This is a genomic window from Ruegeria sp. BC2 (assembly GCF_056539245.1).
Genome location: NZ_JBQFUQ010000001.1, coordinates 618,508 through 637,084 on the forward strand (window position 1 = coordinate 618,508; position 18,577 = coordinate 637,084).

Here is an 18,577-nt window from a genome sequence, read left to right on the forward strand (position 1 = left end):
ATGAAAGTGAAACCTGTCGTCACGTACCGCACGACAGCTCAATGCCCGACGCACGCGCGGACCGAGATTCCCATTCGTGATTTAGATGTTGTCGTAGACGAACCGGTCGAACGGGGCGGAACAAATCTTGGCCCGTCTCCGACCGAAACCGCAATGGCAGCGCTGATCGCCTGCACCAACGTCATCGGGCACAAGAATGCGCATCGTTTGGGAGTTGATCTTGGCACAGTGACGATAGACGCGAAATGCAGGTTGGATCGCCGTGGTGTCCTAATGGAAGAAGAGATCGATGTTCCGTTTCCGGAAATTGAACTCACCGTGAATTGTGAAACGCCCGCCAGTCAGGAGGAGCTGACACGCGTGGGTGAGGAAACGGCCAAATACTGTGCCATCGCAAAGCTGTTCGAAGCGGCAGGCACTGACCTGACCGTCAACTGGGTCAAAACAAGCAGCTAAAAGTCAACAGACCCGACTTTCTGGGAGGAAAGCAATGAAAAACTGGACCAAACGCAGCCTTGTTGCGGCTGCTGTGGCAAGCGTCATGGCGATGCCTGCCAAGGCGGAAGAGACCATTTCAGCCGTTGTGATTGATGGGTACCCAGATCGGGCCCTATGGGTGAAGGAATTCACCAATTTCTTCATTCCAGAAGTGGACAAGCGGCTGGCTGAGTCCGGTAACTACAAGATGAGCTGGCAAGAGAACTATGGCGGTTCGATCGTCAAGCCAAAGGGTGTTTTGGAAGGTGTCCAGCTTGGCCTTGGAGATATTGGGATCGTCACAACGATCTTCCATTCTTCAAAGCTTCCTAGTCAGGGTATCTCGGGTTCGACGCCCTTCGTTGCATCCGACGCCCGTGCTGTGGCCAAAGCCGTGGATGAAATCGCGCGTGAGTTCCCGGCGATGCAAAATGAGTTTGCCGCGCAGAACCAGGTTTACCTGGCAACTGGCGTCGTGCTCGATACCTATCAGGTTTTCTGTACAGAGCCGGTTTCGGCTGTTTCAGATCTGGAAGGCCGGAAAGTGGCCGGAGCTGGACTGAACCTCAGATATCTTGAAGGCATCAAAGACGCGGCCGGGGTACGTGGTGGCCTGACCGATTTCTACAATATGCTTCAAACTGGCCTGGTCGATTGTGCGATGCTTTGGCCGGAGGCTGCCAAAACATTCAAGATCGCCGAAGTAGCTCCTTACATGCTCAAAGCTGACTTGGGTGCGGTGAATTCCAAGACGATAACTGTGAATTCTGACTATTGGGCAAAGTTGCCGGACGAAGTCAAAGACGTTCTTAAGGCCGTTGCCATCGACTACCGTGATCATGTGGCCGGTATCGCTATGGACCGCGCCGCGGCCTCAAGGGATGCCTATACCGAAGCCGGCGGAACGATTGTCGAAGTTTCGGACGAAGAACGAGCGGCTTGGGCCAACGCCATGCCAAATGTTGCACAGGAATGGGCAGCCACCCTGAATGAAAACGGAGAACAAGGCGACGCGATTTTGGCCGCTTACCTCGGCAAGCTGCAGGACGCGGGTTTCACCGGAGTTCGTGACTGGACGGCCAAATAACTGGCTGGCGATCCACGAAAGGGGCCTTTCATGCTGAAGACCGCAGTTGCTGGCTTGTCGCGGGTCGCCAATTCGCTTGCAATCGCCGCCAACGCATTGGGTACGCTTGTCGTCCTGGCGTTGGTGGTCATTCTGAATGTTGACGTCATTGCGCGGGGCCTGTTTTCGGCCCCACTACGCGGAACCTACGAGATGGTGCAATTCTCGGTCGTGATGATCGTGTTCCTGCAGCTGGCCGATGTGGTCAGAGTGGATCGATTGACGCGCTCGGACGGGTTTTTGAACCTGCTACACCATCGTCGCCCCGGTCTGACAGCCAACCTGAGGCGCATCATCAACGCGATTTCCGCAATCTTCATGGCCCTGATCGCTTATGTAACCTTCCCAGAATTTTTTCATATGTGGGAGACACAGGACTACTTCGGAGTACCGGGTCTTTTCACATTGCCTTGGTGGCCGGTCAAACTGGTCATCGCGTGCGGTACTGCGCTTGCCTGCGTGATCTTCCTGCTCAAGGTCGTCACGGCGCAGGACCGCCCGCAACTTGTCCGCACCCCAGAGCATGACGAGGCTGCAGAATGACCCCGATCGAGATTGGCCTGATCTCGGTCATCGCCATCGTCTTTCTGATTTACGCGGGTGTTTACATTCCTATCGCTCTGGGTGTGGTCTCGTTCGTGTCGATCTGGCTGATGCGGGACAACTTCACGCTTGCGCTCAACCTGTTGAAAGTGGCGGTTGGCGATAGCGCGATGGAGTATAGTTTTGCGACCATCCCGCTGTTTACCTTTATGGGGCTCATCGTTTCAAAAGCGGGACTAGGTAGGGATATTTACGAGGTCATGACCATGCGATTTCGCAAGGTCAAAGGCGGTATCGGAATGGCGACCGTCGGAGCAAATGCCGTGTTTGCGGCCGTTACCGGGTCGTCCATTGCGTCCGCATCAGTGTTCACCAAAGTCTCGGTCCCGCAAATGATGGCGCAGGCATATAATCCACGTTTTGCGGTTGGGGTTGTAGCCGGGTCTTCGGTCTTGGGGATGATCATCCCGCCGTCGGCAATGCTGATCATCTATTCCTTCGTGGCCGAACAATCCGTTGGGGACATGTTCCTGGCGGGGGTCATTCCAGGGATTATGCTGGCAATCGCTTATGTCGGCGCGATTTGGGTCATGGGGCGCTTCACCCCAGCTTTCGTCGGTGGTCGTGTTGTTGAAGACACCGAGTGGATGTCAGGACGCGAGATCGCCTCCAAGACACTGCCGACACTGTTCATCATTACCATCGTGCTTGGTGGTATCTACACGGGTTGGTTGACGGCAGTAGAAGCAGGGGCCGCCGGGGCTTTCGTTGCGCTAATCATAGCGGTTGCCCGCAAGTCTATGTCTCCGCGCGCATTCTGGGACGCGTTGCTGGAAACCGGGCACATCACGGCGGCGATCCTGTTCCTGATTACGGCGGCTTCAATATACAGTCGAATGCTGGGACTGGCGGGGTTGCCCAATCAACTTCAGGACTTGCTTGCAGGGAATTCCGCGTCCTTTTGGTCGATCATGCTGCTTTATGTTCTTCTGATGCTGTTCCTGGGAACGCTGCTCGACACGGCGTCGATCATTCTTATCGTTGTTCCGTTGTTCCTACCTATGGCCGAGGCGCTGGATATGTCGCTGATCTGGTTCGGCATTATCACCGTGGTCGGAGCCGAAATCGGGCTTTTGACACCGCCTTTAGGCATATCCTGCTTTGTCATAAAATCCACGATCAACGACGACCGCATATCACTCAAAGACGTGTTCATGGGCGCACTTCCCTTTGCGTTTGTGATGCTGATCGTTCTGTTCATTCTGATCGAGTTCCCGATCCTCAGCCTTGCCCTGATTTAAGGAGGCCAAGATGCGCTCTGTCACCAAAGACAATATCACTGACGTCTTCATGGGGTACCTGTCCAAAGACTCCGATCCACGAATGCGCGAGATCATGGGCTCTCTGGTCAAACACCTGCACGATTTCGCACGGGAAACCAACCTGACGCATGACGAGTGGCGCGCTGGGATTGCGTTTCTGGAAGGCTGCGCCGCGGTGGAAACCGAGGATAGGCATGAATTCGTGCTAGCCTCGGACGTGTTGGGCCTGTCGTCATTGGTTGACATGCTGCATTCCAGCCCTGACGCGACCAGTTCGTCTGTGTTGGGGCCGTTTCACGTCTCAGGCGCACCCCCGCTGCCGATCGGTGGCGATATGAAACGTCACTACGGCGGGCCGGTCCTTCTTGCTGAAGGCGTGGTCCGGGATACAAAGGGCAATCCGATTGCGGGTGCCGAGCTCGACATCTGGCAAACCGCACCAAACGGGCTCTACGCCAGTCAGGATGAGGAACAGGATATCTACTCTTTTCATGGCTTGATGACGGTCGGCTCAGATGGCCGTTACGCTTTCACCACGGTCAAACCAGTGGAATACACGGTGCCATCTGATGGGCCAGTCGGAGACATTCTGCGAGCCTGTGGTCGCCATCCCTGGCGACCGTCGCACCTGCATTACATCGTCAAAGCTCCCGGTTATCGCACTTTGGTGACCGAGATATTTCCCGACGATGATCCCTATCTGGATGAAGACACGGTGTTTGGCGTGCGCGACGATCTGGTGATGACATATGTTGAACGCCCGGCTTCTGAATTTCCTGATGGCATGGAGCTTTCTGGTAAGATCCATGAACCTTTCTTGCATGTGAATTTCGACGTGACGCTTGCCAAGGACTGATTGATAGATAGGAGGCTTGAGGTGCTGAAACGTATCTTCATTTTGGGCGCTGCGCTGTTTTGCAGTGCCGCCATCGCACAAGAGCGCCCCATCTTCGACACGCATATTCATTACAGCCACGACGCCGTCGAACTGGTGCCACCAGAACAGGTGGCTAAAATCCTTCGGGATGCGGGCGTGCGGAAAGCGCTAGTTTCCAGCTCGGACGACAATGGCACTCAGCTGTTGTTGGACGCGGCACCGGACATCGTCGTTCCAGCGTTGCGCCCGTACCGTCGTCGCGGTGAAATCAACACCTGGATGCACGATGAAACTGTAATTGATTATCTGGAAGAAAACCTGGCCAAAAACGACTACGAAGCTATCGGCGAGTTTCACGCTTACGGCGAAGATATCAAAACGCCGGTCATCCAGCGTATGATTGCACTGGCCAAAGAGCGGAACCTCATTCTACACCACCACGGTGATCGAGAGGCAGTTGACCTGATCTTCGAGACTTGGCCAGAGGCGCGGGTTTTGTGGGCGCATTCTGGCTTTGACGACCCGGCCAGCGTGTCTGACGCTTTGGACACTTATCCCAGGCTTTGGGCGGACTTGGCTTTTCGGTCGGATATGGTTTCACGCGGCCGTTTAGACCCGGATTGGAAGGCCGCGTTCGAGGTGCATCCCGATCGGTTCATGGTTGGCACGGACACATTTGCGCCGGAACGTTGGTACTACGTTGGCCCGCACGCAGATTTTTCGCGTGAATGGCTGGATCTGCTGCCGGAACGGATCGCAGACAACATCGCCTATGCCAACGCTGAACGTTTGCTGGCATCAGAATGATCCGCTGGGTTATATGGCTTCTTGCTTCATCGGGCGCAGCAATTGCTTGTGACGCTGTGGGGCAACGCATGGGGTCGGAAGCCCCAGATGCGCCTGCGGTTTATTTGGCTGTCAGCGAAATTCCGTTGGCCCAACCGTTTTCCGTTCTGATTTCAGTCTGCAGTGAAGCAACAGCACATGAGGTGCGTGTTGATGCAATCATGCCCGCTCATCAGCACGGTTTGAATTACGTTCCCGAAGTTTCGGCATTGGGCGATGGAATGTTCCGGGTCGATGATTTGCTGTTTCACATGCCGGGACTCTGGGAGCTGCAGGCTGACGTTCATATCGGAGGGCGATCGCTGTCCTACACGTCAGAGATTACGCTCAAATGAAGTTCTGGGCTTTAACCGCGCTAATGGCGCTTCCGGTTGCTGTACACTCAGAAATTCTATTGTCCGAAGAGGAAATACAGCAAACGCTTTCCTTCGGGCCATGGCCGCCAACATACAAGCCAGACCCCAGCAATCGCGTTTCAGGTGACTCAAGAGCTATTTTGCTCGGCGCGGCTTTGTTCAACGATCCGGTGCTGTCGGTAGACGGCGCTTTTTCTTGTGCGAGTTGTCACGACCCCGAACAGGCATTTACAACATCCGAGGCGCGGGCGCTCGGCCGTGTCAGGTTGGATCGGAACACCCCATCCCTGAGAAACCTTGCGAGTCTGCGCTGGTACGGTTGGGGTGGCAAGAGCGATAGTCTCTGGGCAGCAAGTCTGCATCCGATCATCGAAGAACAAGAGATGGCTCACAGCAGCGAAAGTCTAAAGGCGGCAATTTCCGAGAGTTCTTATGTTGCTGATTTTGAGTCCATTTTCGGCAATATCCGAAGTCAAGACCCGGAGTTGGTCCTGGTCAACACGGCCAAGTCTCTATCAGCCTATTTGGAGACGCTTAGAACCGAGCGGACACAATTTGACAGTTTCCGCGATGCGCTGGAACGCGGAGATCTGTTGGCGGCTGCGAACTATCCCGAAGCTGCTCAGAGAGGTCTAAAGCTCTTTCTGGGGCGCGGGAAATGTGCCCTTTGCCACAATGGCCCGGCATTATCCAACAATGAATTTCACGACGCCGGTGTGCCTTACTTCCTAAGCGAAACCGAAGTCGATGAAGGACGGTTCGGCGGGTTGAACTTCCTATTTTCAAGCGTCTACACACTGGACGGGGAATGGAACGACGATCCCGCCAAGCAAGGTGCGTGGGCGGTTCGCAGTGTGCATAGGCGTCATTCTGATTTTGGGACCTTTCGTACGCCAAGTTTGCGGGGTGTGGCTGAAACTCCGCCCTATATGCACGACGGCAGTTTGATCGACTTGGACTCGGTGGTCCGGCACTACAGCGAGCTTGATACCGAACGGCTGCATGCCGACGGTGAGGCCATACTCTCAGAACTGAGCTTGTCCGAGCAGGAGATCGCTGATCTCGTTTTGTTTTTGGAGACTCTGTCCGGCGTTACATGGCCTTGAGATACTCCAATTCGGCCAAAGCGCCGCCTGAGTTATGTGGCACGCCGAATTTGGCTGACCTCATCTCCAGGTCAGAGGGTGTGGCCATTGGCCCATCCCGGTCACCTTCAGGCCAATCCGCCCCGCTGGTTCAAGCGAGGAGAGTCAACCTTGTTCCGGATAGGTTCGTGGTTGCCGAGGTAAACTGAGACTGGTTCGAATGCGCCTGACAGCGCCGCCACTCACTCCCGCCTTTCTGCACTGATTTTTTCGCCACGGGTTTCTGTGGGTGGTACCGTGGGCTGTGCCGCTCTACCTTGATCAGAGAAAGCGCGATATGGAGACTGCGGCCGTTTATCCGAAGCGTGCAGTGTTTACCTAAATCCTTCGCCGTCCATTCATCACTCTGCAGCAATTTCAAGCAGGAGCGTCATCTCTACACACGAGTGAATTTCAAGCGTATCCGCAAGGCCGCTCTCGCCGAGCGGCCTCAACGTTGCATGGCCAAAAAAGGGCAGTGCCACGGACAATGTGGAGACCGGTGCTCATCCGCCTACACCTCCATGCATCCTGTTCAATTGAATTTATTTAGTATGAACTCTGCTTCCACGATGTTGACTGAAAGATAGGATCGTCCATCTGGGCGCTGGCCAGACAGGAAACCTTTCGCGATCTCTACTCAGACAACACTGCGCCATTCAGGTCAAAGTGCATTGGGAACAATGCGCGCAGAAACCGGAAAACAATTCTCATTGCTTCGTCGCGGTCAAAGGAATCCGGGTGGAGTAGGTAATCAGTCCACATGCCTTCGAGCATTGCGAGTGTGCCGTGCGTGGCGTCCCTGGCAACTTGATTAGGGTGGTCCGTGCCAGTTTCTTTTGCAATTCGAGCGAAAGCGTTGAAAACCAAGTTCCGAAGCTTGGCGTCGCGGGTATCTGAAAACGCAGCGATTGCTGCTCTGTTTCGGGCCTCGCCTCGAAATGCGTACCAAATGGAGACGTTTTTCTTGTTGAGAATGGTTTCACTCAAGTCGCCCCGAACAATCATCTCAATATGTTCCTGTCCGGTTTGCCCGGTCGCTTCCAACAAGTCATAAATGCCGTTGTAGTATTGTTCAGATGAATAGCGGGCGGCTTCGTCGACCAAGTTGTCTTTCCCACCAAAATGAAGATGAATCATGCCGCGGGACAGCTTGGCGCGTTGAATGATTTCGCTGACTGAGGTCTCGGAAATCCCTTTCTCTGCCACCGAGTCGAGTACGGCCTCGATCAGAGAAAGGCGATTTCGTTCGCGTATTTCTTGTCGTCTTCCGGTCATATGATTAGGCGGCTCTATTTGTTTTCAGTCTTTTGCGGTGGCGTCTAGTGGCCGATGCGAAATTGGCCAGCCTCTATGTCGAAATAATCAGTTGACACAACTAGTGCAAAAATCCCAGATTTAAATGGACGATTGTCCATTTTGTGATCGACTGTTGTCACAGCATCGAAAACGACATTCAGCAGGGAAGCATGGCAGGAGCACTACGAAGTGAGACGGGCAAGGGCCTAGCACTTAGCGCGCCTGCGACGCTCTACGTGGGGCTGCTTGTAGCCGTGCCGCTCTGTATTCTTGTCGCCTACAGTTTTTGGACCCAGACATATGTCCAGATTGACCGGACATTGACTTGGGCGAATTACCAAGAGGCGTTTACTGACCCCTTGGTTCGACACCTAATGATCCGTTCGGTTGCAATTGCGGGCGCGGTGACATTGGTAACGGTTTGTCTGGCCTACCCGATTGCCTACTTCATTGCGTTTCGTACGCAAAAGAAGACCCTCTGGCTGCTGCTGATCACTATTCCTTTTTGGAGCAGCTACCTTCTGCGCGTGTTCAGTTGGAAACTCATTCTTGGTTTCAACGGGGTGTTGAACTCGGCGCTGATTTCATTGGGTTTGATACAAGAACCACTGACATTCCTGCTCTACAATGAGTTTGCTGTGGTCCTTACGCTCGCCCACGCCTGGGCACCTTTTGCCATCCTGCCGATCTATGTATCGCTGCAAAAGATTGACCGCAGCCTTTTGGAGGCCGCAACAGACCTTGGCTGCAGTAAGTTGGAGCGCTTTGTACGTGTGACGCTGCCCCTGACGGTGCCGGGGATCATCGCGGCCTGCCTGATCATTTTCATCCCAACCGTCGGCGATTACGTCACTCCGGCCTTGGTCGGTGGATCGCAGGGAAAAATGGTCGCGAACTTGATCCAGGTGCAGTTTGGCGCCGCCAATAATTGGCCGTTGGGTGCAACTCTGTCTCTTCTCGCCATGCTTTCGGTCGGCTGCGTTGCGATCCTGTTCGTGGTGGTCGTCACCGCATTGGGTCGGAGGATCAGATGACCAGGGTATTTCGCATCTCATGGTTGCTGGTTTACGCGATTGCCTACCTGGTGTTTCTCTATCTGCCGGTTTTGCTGTTGCCGCTGTTTTCGTTCAATGACGGAACCATCGTGGCGTTCCCGCTTAAAGGTTTCACTTTGAAATGGTACGCGCAGTTGGGTCAGCAAGACACGCTGTTGCAAGCCATGGTGAATTCGCTGATCGTCGGCAGTGTGACCGCCGTGATGGCAACTTCTCTGGGTCTCTTTGCAGCTCGCGCTTATGTCCGTTATCGCTTCACGGGGCGTGAGTTGTCCGAGGGACTGGTCATGCTTCCACTGGTCATTCCCGGCATCATCGTTGCCAGTTCAATGCTGGTTCTGTTCATCAGCATCGGGCTGAAACCATCGCTGACCACCGTGATCCTTGGGCATGTGTTTGTGGCGCTGCCCTTTTCCGTTTCGATCATGAAGTCTGCGTTTGACGATTTCGACCAGTCCCTGGAGGAGGCCGCGTTCGATCTTGGTGAAAGCGTTGTTGGAACGTTTCGACGTGTTACCCTGCCAATCGTCGCGCCGGGTATCATTGCCAGCCTGTTGGTCACCTTTACAGTGTCGTTTGACGAGTTCGTCCTGGCCTTTTTTCTATCCGGAAACAGCCCAACACTGCCGGTCTATATCTGGAGCCAGATCCGCTTCCCGGCAAAATTGCCCAACACGTTGGCACTGGGGTCGCTGCTTTTACTGTCATCGGTCCTGCTGCTGTTGATTGCCGAGTATTTCCGCCGCCGTTCCATCCAGTCCTCAGATTGAAGCCAAAGGAAACAAGTAAGATGAGCGAACAGAACATCATCGAAATTCGGGGCGTAGAAAAACGCTTTGGTTCCTTTGTGGCTGTGTCTGATCTGAACCTGACCTTGAAAGAAGGTGAGTTCTTTTCGCTGCTTGGTCCTTCGGGCTGCGGCAAGACAACGGCATTGCGCATCATCGCGGGTTTTCAGGATCACGAAGAAGGCGAGATCCGGATCGATGGTCGAACAATGGGAGAGGTGCCAGCCAACAAGCGTCCCACCAATATGGTGTTCCAAAGCTATGCGATCTTTCCGCACCTGAACGTCGGCGACAATGTTGGCTTCGGATTACGCAAAACAAAGCTGTCTAGGAGGGAAATCAAAGAGCGCGTTGCCGAAGCGCTTGAGATGGTTGAGCTTGGCGGCCTGCAGGACCGAAAAGCTAACGAATTGTCGGGAGGCCAGCGGCAACGTGTGGCACTCGCCCGGGCACTCGTTATGCGGCCTAAGGTATTGCTATTGGATGAACCGTTGTCTGCGTTGGACAAAAACCTGCGCGAAACGATGCAGTTGGAGATGCGACGCCTTCAACAGAAGCTTGGAATTACTTTCGTCATGGTCACGCATGACCAGTACGAGGCGATGACCATGTCCGACCGCATCGGCGTCATGTTCGCCGGGCAGCTCAAGCAGGTGGATAAGCCAGAGGTCCTGTATTCCCAACCCTGCAACCGGGAAGTGGCTTCTTTCATCGGTGGAATGAACTTTCTGGATGCCGAAGTGACTTCGGAGAATTCTGAAACGCTCGAAGTCAACGTCAACGGCTTTGGGAAGATGGAAATCGGGGTGAACCCCAACGTCCAGGTGCATGACAAGGAACTTCTTGTCGGGGTTCGACCTGAGCAACTGGAAATCAGCTCGGAAAAGCCGGATGGCTACGATGCTCTTGTTAAGGGCGAGGTTTCGGACGTCGCCTTTTATGGTGAGAGTGTCCACTACTATGTGCGCGTCGACGGTCTGAAAGACAGCATCGCCGTCGCAGTACCAAACTACTTTCACACGGTCGATCACACGCGCGGCGATACCGTCTGGCTTGGCGTTCAAAGCGCCTCGGTGATTGACTTGGGTAAACGTGAATCTTTGGGAGGAGAACAATGATCAAAACAGCATCACTTACGGCAGCAGTAGTTGCCACCTTTACCGCGGGCCAAGCTCTGGCGAACGCCGCTGACCTGACCGTTTTTGACTGGTCCGGATATGAGGATCAGGGTTTCTACGGCGATTATGTCGAAAAGTACGGTGGGGCGCCCAGCTACACCTATTTTGGCAGCGTGGAAGAAGCGTTCACCAAGCTTCAATCCGGGTTTGAAGCCGATTTGGCTCACCCCTGCACAGATGCCCTGAGGAAATGGGTGGCGGCAGATTTGATCAAGCCAATCGACACCAGCAAGCTGGAGAATTGGGACAAGTTGATGCCCAAGATCAAAGAGGTCGATGGCATCACGATCGATGGGCAGACCTACATGGTGCCGTTTGAGTGGGGCAACACTGGCCTGATCTATCGCACCGATATGATTTCGGCGGATGATGTTTCGCTGCAATTGCTTGCAGATCCCGCCTATCAGGGCAAAGTCGCCATTCCGGACGCCGCTTCCAGTGCCTTTGCAATGGCAGCCTTGGCGACCGGAGCGTCCAGCTATACCGATATGAGTGACGAGGAATTCCAAAAAGCGGCGGACTATCTGCGCGCGGTTCATCCGAACGTGCGGTTTTATTGGTCTGATGCCGGCCAACTGGATCAGGCAATTGCCAGCGGTGAGGTCACGCTGGGTTGGGGATGGAACCAATCGGAACTGAACCTGATCTGGAACGAAACCCCAGCAGTCATGATGCGTGATGTGGACAAAGGCATCGCGACCTGGGTCTGCGGTTATGTACATCTGAAATCTGCGAAGCAGTCGGATGAGCAGGTCTATGACATGCTGAACGCGCTCAGCTCCGCGGCAAGTGGGAAGTACATCATTGAAAGCTGGGGGTACGCCCACGCCAATGAAGACGCTTTTGCACAGGCAGACCCGGAGTTGATCGAGACTTACGGGTTCTCGGATGTGGACAGCTTCTTTGAAGGCAGCTTGTTCTTTGACGCCGTTAACCCCGAGTTGGAGGCGAAGATGTTGAAGGAATTCGAGCGCATCAAAGCGGGCTTCTAAAGGCGCTCTTACAACACAGCCGGGAATGGTGGGGATGTAGAAACCCTTCCATTCCCACGAAACCATTTCCGATTTTCTTGGAGGAAGCGCGGCAATGTCAGGCGCTGACGGATATTCTGTACTCTTTGAACCGGTTCAAATTGGGCCAGTGACGGCTCGAAACCGGTTCTATCAAGTGCCCCACTGCAACGGCATGGGGCACTTGCGACCGCAGGCCGAGGCCGCCATGCGGGCAATGAAGGCCGAGGGTGGTTGGGCCGTCGTCTCCAACCAGGAGACGGAAATTCACCCGACTTCCGACCTGTCCCCGTTTGCCGAAAACCGACTTTGGGATGAGCGGGATATCCCGGCGCTGCGCCTGATGACCGAGGCGGTGCATGGAAAGGGGTCTTTGGCGGCTATTGAATTGGCGCATAACGGTCACCACGCGCAAAATCATCTGAGCCGGGCCCCTTTGCTGGCGCCTTCAGAACTTGCCTTGCAAACTGCTTATCCCAAGCAATCCAGGGCGATGGATAAGGCGGACATTCGTGAATTTCGCAAGTGGCATCGCGCAGCGGCTCGCCGTTCGCGCGAAGCCGGGTTCGACATCGTGTATGTATATGCCGGGCATCACATGACCTTGCCTCATCATTTCCTGCTGCCACAGTTCAATGATCGAACGGATGAGTATGGAGGTTCACTGGAGAACCGGGTGCGGCTAACCCGCGAGCTTCTTGAAGAAACCAAGGAAGAGGTTGGAGACGATTGCGCCATTGCCCTGCGATTTGCGGTTGACGAAATGCTCGGGGCAGACGGCATGCAAGCGCAGGAAGAAGGCCGTGCTGTAGTCGAGTTGCTGGCCGAGCTTCCTGACCTTTGGGATGTTAACGTGGCAGATTGGAGCAACGACTCTGCAACTACCCGGTTCGAGCCCCGCGACGGCTTTCAAACCTCATATATCGAATTCGTGAAACAGGTGACTTCCAAACCTGTTGTTGGCGTCGGGCGTCTTACGTCGCCGGATTTGATGGCGTCACTGGTCAGGAAAGGCATTCTTGATTTTATCGGCGCGGCGAGGCCATCCATCGCTGATCCGTTTCTGCCCAACAAAATCAAGGAAGGTCGCATCGAAGAAATCCGTGAGTGCATCGGTTGCAATATCTGTGTTTCATCCGACTCTCTCGGTGTCCCCATACGCTGCACACAAAACCCGACCATGGGCGAAGAGTGGCGGCGGAAATGGCATCCAGAGTTCATTGAGCGTCGGGGGAAAGAGAAAACTGCGCTCGTTGTGGGCAGCGGACCAGCCGGACTTGAATGTGCCATGCAATTGGCGCGGCGGGGATACGAGGTAACTCTCGCGGAAGCCAAGCAAGAGCTTGGCGGCCGTGTCTTGCAGGAGTCTGGTCTGACCGGGCTGTCCGCTTGGAAACGCGTCACAGATCACAGGATTTATGACCTTAGGCAAAGAGGGAACGTTCAACTGTTCACCGACAGCCTGTTGTCAGCAACCGAGGTTGTCGAGCTGGCTATTCCGAACGTCTTTGTCGCAACTGGCGCAAAATGGCGACGAGACGGGCGCGGGAAATCTGGATTTCACGGCGTATCAATAAGCGCCGGCGCTCAGGTATTTACGCCGGATGACATCATGTCAGGGACACTGCCGGGGAGCGGTCCGGTTTTGGTCTACGATGATGAACAGGCATATCTCGGTGGTGTATTGGCGGATCATCTGGCTCGGGCTGGACATGAGGTCGTCTTTGTAACCCCGGCTTCAATGGTTTCGCCGTTTACTGAACTAACGCTGGAACAAACTCGAGTACAACGCAGTCTTCTGGAGGGCGGCGTTCAACTGGTCCTGTCTCATACATTGGACAACGTGGCGCCGGGGCAGGCGACCGTGCGATGTGCGTACACGGGACAAGAACAGACCAAAGAATGTGGTTCAGTTGTGTTGGTGACGCAGCGCGCGCGCGAAACCAACCTCTACGATGAGCTGCGCAGCTTGGCCAACAACCCGCTGACTACGCTGGAATTGATCGGAGATGCAGAAAACCCCGGCTTGATCGCGGACGCAGTATATTCGGGTCACATGGCTGCTCGGAATTTTGAACGCGAGGCGGGCGAAATTGACCGCGAATTTTTTCGTCGGGAACTCGTTTCCCTTGAACTTGTATGAGGTGCGCCATGCCAAAAGATGATTTGCAAGTTATGCGCGACTTGATGGGCTCGCAACGTGAAGGGTTCGCCTTGCCTCGTCACTTCTACACGTCTCAAGCCGTATACGAGAACGATATCAGTGCGTTCTGGAACCGAAACTGGATCTGGGTCGGCCATGTTAGCCAGGTCCCTGAGCCGGGTGATTATTTCCTGTTCGACTATGGACCCGAGTCCATCATCATCGTTCGGGATCGTGAAGGCGAAGTGCGCGGGCATCTGAACGTATGCCGCCATCGTGGATCGCGGGTTTGCATCGAACGGAAAGGCAAAGCCCGCAACTTCATATGTCCGTATCACGCGTGGACTTTCGACTTGAACGGCAAACTGCGGAACGGTCGATCAATGGGATCGGGTTTTGATCCGGGCCAGTATGGGTTGTTCCCGGTTCAGGTGAAGATATACCAAGGTCTGATATTCGCCTGTGCAGCCGCGAATGCACCACCTCTGGATGCCGCGTTGGAGCGACTCGCCCCACTTTCAAAGCCGTTTGACTTTGAAAATCTGAAGGTCGCTCATGAAGCCTCGTATCCGGTTCCCGCGAACTGGAAACTGGCCTTGGAAAACTATCTGGAGTGCTATCACTGCGCCCCGTCTCATCAGGACTATTCGCGCAGTCACTCGTTGAAAGATCCTGCTCAAGTTCTTGAGTTCAGTGGCGCTCTTCACGAGCGGATGGACGAAGTCGGAGTTCCCTTGGAGGAATTGGACCTGACCGGAGAAAACGCGTTCGCGCCGGGTGCAGATGTCTATTGGCGGCGCTACCCGCTGTTTCCCGGGTATTTGACGGGCAGCAAGGATGGTACGCCTTTGGCTCCCGCTCTTGGAGAGCTAAAGGGTCACGACGGCGGTGCCACCGATCTGGGGATCGGGACTTTGAACTACTTCCTCGTTTATGCAGATCACATGGTCGGCTACCGGTTCGTTCCGCGCGCCCTGCAGGAAACGGATATTCAGATCGTTTGGTATGTGCGCGGCGATGCTCGAGAGGGTCGTGACTACGATAAGGACGCGTTGACATGGCTCTGGCATGTCACGTCGCTCGATGATGAGCGGATCATCCGTCACAATCAGGAAGGTGTGAACTCCCACCATTTCGTGCCGGGACCGCTGTCCGAGATGGAGTGGAGCATTCCTGGTTTCTATCGCAACTACTTCAGCATGATCTGACACGCTCAGAATTCGGAGAAACACCATGACAGAGTTAACGAAGCGCAGATCAAGACGGCGCGGGGGCGGGCGTGAGGCGCGCGCGGCCGTGCGAACCAGCAATGTCGCTTCGCAGGCAATCTGGCCGGGCATTGCCGGAGGAAGATACAAGCCCCTTTCGGACGCTGACATGGCCAGCATTCATGAAGCCGCCCTGAGTATTCTGGAGCGTACGGGCGTCGGTGATCCAACACAGGAAGTTCTTGATCTCGTGCTGCCCAAAGGGGCGACGGTGAACGAGCACGGCAGGCTATGCTTTCCTCGGGCCTTGATGGAAGACCTGTTGGCCACGGCCGCAAGCGAATTCTATGTCCATGCACGCGGATCTCGGGCCGGAAAGGACGATATGCACTGCACCAAGGACAAGGTGTATTACGCAAATTCCGGTACGGCGGTGACAACGTTTGACGCGGAAACGCGCAGTTACCGACCATCAACGCTCAAGGATATCTACGATTTCACCCGACTTGTAGACCGGCTCGACAACATTCACATGACCGGTGATACGGTTCTGGCAACGGATGTCCCGCAGGACTACGAGCATGACATGAGCATGCTATACGCCATTCTGGCGGGAAGCGAGAAACCGTCCTGCCTGACATTCCGCACGCGCGAACACATAAAAGACGCCATTCATATGTTCGATTTGGCATCGGGCGGGGAGGGAAAGTTCCTTGAAAAGCCTTCGGTGATTTTTGGAGGCTGTCCCATCGTCTCACCGCTTCGGTTCGGGCGGGAAAACCTGGAAATTCTGATTGATACTGCAAAAATGGGCCTTGTCTGCGACCTTGCCGTTCCGCCACAAGCCGGAGCCACGTCACCAGCGCCATTGGCCGGCACGCTGGCGCAGGCGGTGGCCGAGACCCTTTCCTGCGTGGCCGTTGCCAACCTGATCAACCCAGGAACACCTGTCGTCTTTGCGGCTTGGCCGTTCATTACTGATCTGCGCACTGGATCGTTTACTGGCGGAAGTGGCGAACAGGCTTTGATTTCAGCCGCTGCTATTCAGATGGGCAACTTCTACAACCTACCAACCAGCGTCGGATGTGGAATGACGGATTCCAAAATCCCCGATGCGCAATATGGGCTGGAAAAAGCGCTTACCTTCGCTTTGGCGGCCCATGCGGGAGCAAACCGGTTGTGCGAGTTTGGTGGAATGCTCGGCAGCCTGATGGGCTGTAGCTTTGAGTCAATGGTGATCGACAACGAGGTAGCGGGCATGATCTCTCGAACACTGCGCGGGATCGAGGTGAGTGACGATACGCTTTCGGTCGACGTCATCCATGAATGCGCAATAGATCCCGGTCATTTCCTTGGTAATGCGCAGACCTTGCAATACATGGAGACCGAGTATGTCTACCCAACCTTGATGGATCGGGAGCTTACCGACACTTGGGAGAAGGCAGGCCGTCAGGATATGTTCGAGCGGAGCAGGTCGGTTGTGAACGATATCCTATCCAATCACTACCCGAACTACTTTGGCAGCAAGGCTGATGAAGAGGTTCGATCCAAGTTTCCGATCAAGTTGCCGCCTGAAGAAATGCGGGCTGGGTGAGCGTAGCAGGTCGCGGTAGGGGCTCGCCACTTGCAAGGTTGCGAGGCCACCCCGAAGCCATTCCTAAGTTCTCAACGCATTCTGGCGCGTCAGGTCCTCGGTCGCCAGCCGGATGCCCTTTTCAAGGATGTCGAACATCTGGTTCAACTCGTCTTCCGAAATGATCAACGGCGGAGAAAACACACACATATTGATGATTGGCCGCAGGATCAGTCCGTTCTCCTGACAATGATGATCGATCAATGCGCCAACTGATTTATCAAGATCCAGCAAGTTATCGGCTTTGGCGTCCGCAACACACTCAACGCATCCAACCAGCCCCATACCGCGGGCATCACCGACGAGCGGCAATTCAGCTAGGGCCTGAAGGCGTTCTGCGAACAGCGGCGTGATCGCGCGGACATGCTCAAGAACGCCGTCACGCTCCATGATTTCGATCGTCTTCAAACCGGCCGCCGCGCTTACTGGGTGGCCCGAATAGGTGAAGCCATTAGAAAAGGTAGCGTCCTGGGCGTGTTCGCCGCTTATTTCTGCTATCAGCCGATCAGAAATGATGCAGGCCCCCATCGGCACATACCCTGAAGTCATTCCCTTAGCGCAGGTGATGATATCCGGCTGAATACCGAAGACGGCTTCGGACGCAAACCAATGCCCAAGCCGTCCGAACCCAGTCACAACCTCGTCCGAGATATACAGGACATCGTACTTTCGGCAGATTTCCAGACAGCGCAGATGATATCCCGGTGGAGGTACGATGACACCTCCAGAGCACAAGATCGGTTCAGCGATGAAAGCTGCGACCTTGTCTGCTCCGGTCTGCAGGATCATGTTTTCCAGATCCGCTATTTTTTCGTCCAGAAAGTCGTCGACTGTCTGCTCGGGGCGACGCGTATAAGGATTCACATTCGGCAGGAAGCGCGTCAGGTGACTTGCCTGGTCCAGCCAACCTTTGTCTCGCTCTTTTCCGGACACTGAGGCCGCCAGGTAGGTCGATCCGTGATAGGCTTTCTGCCGCGATATCACGATCTTCTTTTCAGGCTTGCCCAGAAGGTTGTTGCGAAACTGCACAAACCGAAGAGCGGAATCCACGGCGGTTGAGCCACCTGTCGTGAAGAACACATGGTTCAGGTCGCCCGGCGTCCTCTTGGCGATCTCATGCGCCAACCGGGCGGGGGCTGAGTTGGCATTGTTGAAGGGCGAAAAATACGCCATCTCTTTCGCCTGCTGGGCCATGGCATCGGCAATTTCAGTGTTTCCATAGCCCAATTGCATACACCACATGCCAGCAGGGCCGTCTATTAGGCGCTTTCCGTCCTCAGTGAAGACGTGAACGCCCAGGCCGCTTTCTGCAAAGGTGCGTTCGTTTTGGCCCAAACATGACATTCCCTCCCACGGGTGCAGGAAATGTTCGTTATCCCACTCGCGAATGGACCGAAAGTCAGAGTTGGAAAGGGTCATGCAGCGTCTCTATGAAATGGAAATCACAAAATGAACAAACATTTATTCAATGTCAATTCTTGAACTTTCGCTCTGCTAAATGCGAGAAGACAAAGGGCGACCACCCAGCGGAGGACAAACAAGATTACTCTCGAGCCTGATATCCCAACCAATGCCCGTGATCTGGGTAAGCT

17 protein-coding genes are annotated in these 18,577 nt (G+C 54.8%); 15 read left to right on the forward strand and 2 right to left on the reverse strand.

What is annotated here, in order from left to right; all coding sequences use genetic code 11:
* Genes ACR0CU_RS03040 through ACR0CU_RS03075 form a run of 8 tightly spaced genes read left to right on the forward strand, consistent with a single transcriptional unit; the run spans position 1 to position 6,653 of the window.
* The gene (locus ACR0CU_RS03040; protein ID WP_170339947.1) at positions 1–456 is read left to right on the forward strand and encodes an OsmC family protein; all 456 of its coding nucleotides are present in this window, start codon (positions 1–3) and stop codon (positions 454–456) included.
* A 34-nt stretch (positions 457–490) separates the two neighbouring features.
* Positions 491–1,564, forward strand: coding sequence for a C4-dicarboxylate TRAP transporter substrate-binding protein (locus ACR0CU_RS03045; protein ID WP_170445158.1), 1,074 nt, complete (start codon positions 491–493; stop codon positions 1,562–1,564).
* Positions 1,565–1,594: 30 nt separating this feature from the next.
* A complete protein-coding gene (locus tag ACR0CU_RS03050; RefSeq protein WP_170366814.1) occupies positions 1,595–2,146 on the forward strand; it encodes a TRAP transporter small permease subunit in 552 nt (183 codons plus the stop codon).
* Positions 2,143–3,447 (forward strand): TRAP transporter large permease, encoded by a 1,305-nt coding sequence (locus ACR0CU_RS03055; protein ID WP_170339327.1) that lies wholly within the window; start codon positions 2,143–2,145, stop codon positions 3,445–3,447. The genes ACR0CU_RS03050 and ACR0CU_RS03055 overlap by 4 nt, the downstream gene beginning before the upstream one ends.
* Before the next feature lie 10 nt (positions 3,448–3,457).
* Positions 3,458–4,324 carry a dioxygenase family protein gene (locus ACR0CU_RS03060; protein ID WP_170366815.1) on the forward strand — a complete coding sequence of 289 codons (867 nt, stop codon included), beginning with the start codon at positions 3,458–3,460 and terminating at the stop codon, positions 4,322–4,324.
* Between the two features lie 21 nt (positions 4,325–4,345).
* A complete protein-coding gene (locus tag ACR0CU_RS03065; protein ID WP_170339937.1) occupies positions 4,346–5,152 on the forward strand; it encodes an amidohydrolase family protein in 807 nt (268 codons plus the stop codon).
* Positions 5,149–5,526 (forward strand): hypothetical protein, encoded by a 378-nt coding sequence (locus ACR0CU_RS03070; RefSeq protein WP_170339934.1) that lies wholly within the window; start codon positions 5,149–5,151, stop codon positions 5,524–5,526. Before ACR0CU_RS03065 ends, ACR0CU_RS03070 begins: the two co-directional genes overlap by 4 nt.
* Entirely contained in the window at positions 5,523–6,653 is a 1,131-nt protein-coding gene (locus tag ACR0CU_RS03075) for a cytochrome-c peroxidase (RefSeq protein WP_170445159.1), read from the forward strand. Before ACR0CU_RS03070 ends, ACR0CU_RS03075 begins: the two co-directional genes overlap by 4 nt.
* A 654-nt stretch (positions 6,654–7,307) precedes the next feature.
* On the opposite strand, the gene ACR0CU_RS03080 is transcribed toward ACR0CU_RS03075, so the two are convergent.
* Complete coding sequence (locus ACR0CU_RS03080; protein WP_170445162.1) at positions 7,308–7,949, reverse strand: TetR family transcriptional regulator C-terminal domain-containing protein; 642 nt, start codon at positions 7,947–7,949, stop codon at positions 7,308–7,310.
* Between the two features lie 191 nt (positions 7,950–8,140).
* On the opposite strand from ACR0CU_RS03080, the gene ACR0CU_RS03085 reads away from it, so the two are divergent.
* The 7 genes from ACR0CU_RS03085 (at position 8,141) to ACR0CU_RS03115 (ending at position 16,946) form a co-directional block, all read left to right on the forward strand.
* A complete protein-coding gene (locus ACR0CU_RS03085; protein WP_170357402.1) occupies positions 8,141–9,004 on the forward strand; it encodes an ABC transporter permease in 864 nt (287 codons plus the stop codon).
* A complete protein-coding gene (locus tag ACR0CU_RS03090) occupies positions 9,001–9,795 on the forward strand; it encodes an ABC transporter permease (protein ID WP_170339925.1) in 795 nt (264 codons plus the stop codon). Before ACR0CU_RS03085 ends, ACR0CU_RS03090 begins: the two co-directional genes overlap by 4 nt.
* Positions 9,796–9,815: 20 nt before the next feature.
* Positions 9,816–10,931, forward strand: coding sequence for an ABC transporter ATP-binding protein (locus tag ACR0CU_RS03095; RefSeq protein WP_170445165.1), 1,116 nt, complete (start codon positions 9,816–9,818; stop codon positions 10,929–10,931).
* Positions 10,928–11,983, forward strand: coding sequence for an ABC transporter substrate-binding protein (locus tag ACR0CU_RS03100; protein ID WP_170339920.1), 1,056 nt, complete (start codon positions 10,928–10,930; stop codon positions 11,981–11,983). Before ACR0CU_RS03095 ends, ACR0CU_RS03100 begins: the two co-directional genes overlap by 4 nt.
* Positions 11,984–12,077: 94 nt before the next feature.
* Positions 12,078–14,144, forward strand: coding sequence for an oxidoreductase (locus ACR0CU_RS03105; protein ID WP_170445168.1), 2,067 nt, complete (start codon positions 12,078–12,080; stop codon positions 14,142–14,144).
* A gap of 8 nt (positions 14,145–14,152) precedes the next feature.
* Positions 14,153–15,352: an aromatic ring-hydroxylating oxygenase subunit alpha gene (locus ACR0CU_RS03110; protein WP_170445171.1), complete on the forward strand. Its 1,200-nt coding sequence runs from the start codon at positions 14,153–14,155 to the stop codon at positions 15,350–15,352.
* 25 nt (positions 15,353–15,377) lie between these two features.
* Positions 15,378–16,946, forward strand: coding sequence for a trimethylamine methyltransferase family protein (locus ACR0CU_RS03115; RefSeq protein WP_170445174.1), 1,569 nt, complete (start codon positions 15,378–15,380; stop codon positions 16,944–16,946).
* A gap of 63 nt (positions 16,947–17,009) precedes the next feature.
* Here ACR0CU_RS03115 and ACR0CU_RS03120 read toward each other — a convergent pair whose 3' ends face one another.
* Complete coding sequence (locus ACR0CU_RS03120) at positions 17,010–18,404, reverse strand: aminotransferase (protein ID WP_170371560.1); 1,395 nt, start codon at positions 18,402–18,404, stop codon at positions 17,010–17,012.
* Positions 18,405–18,577 lie beyond the last annotated feature (173 nt).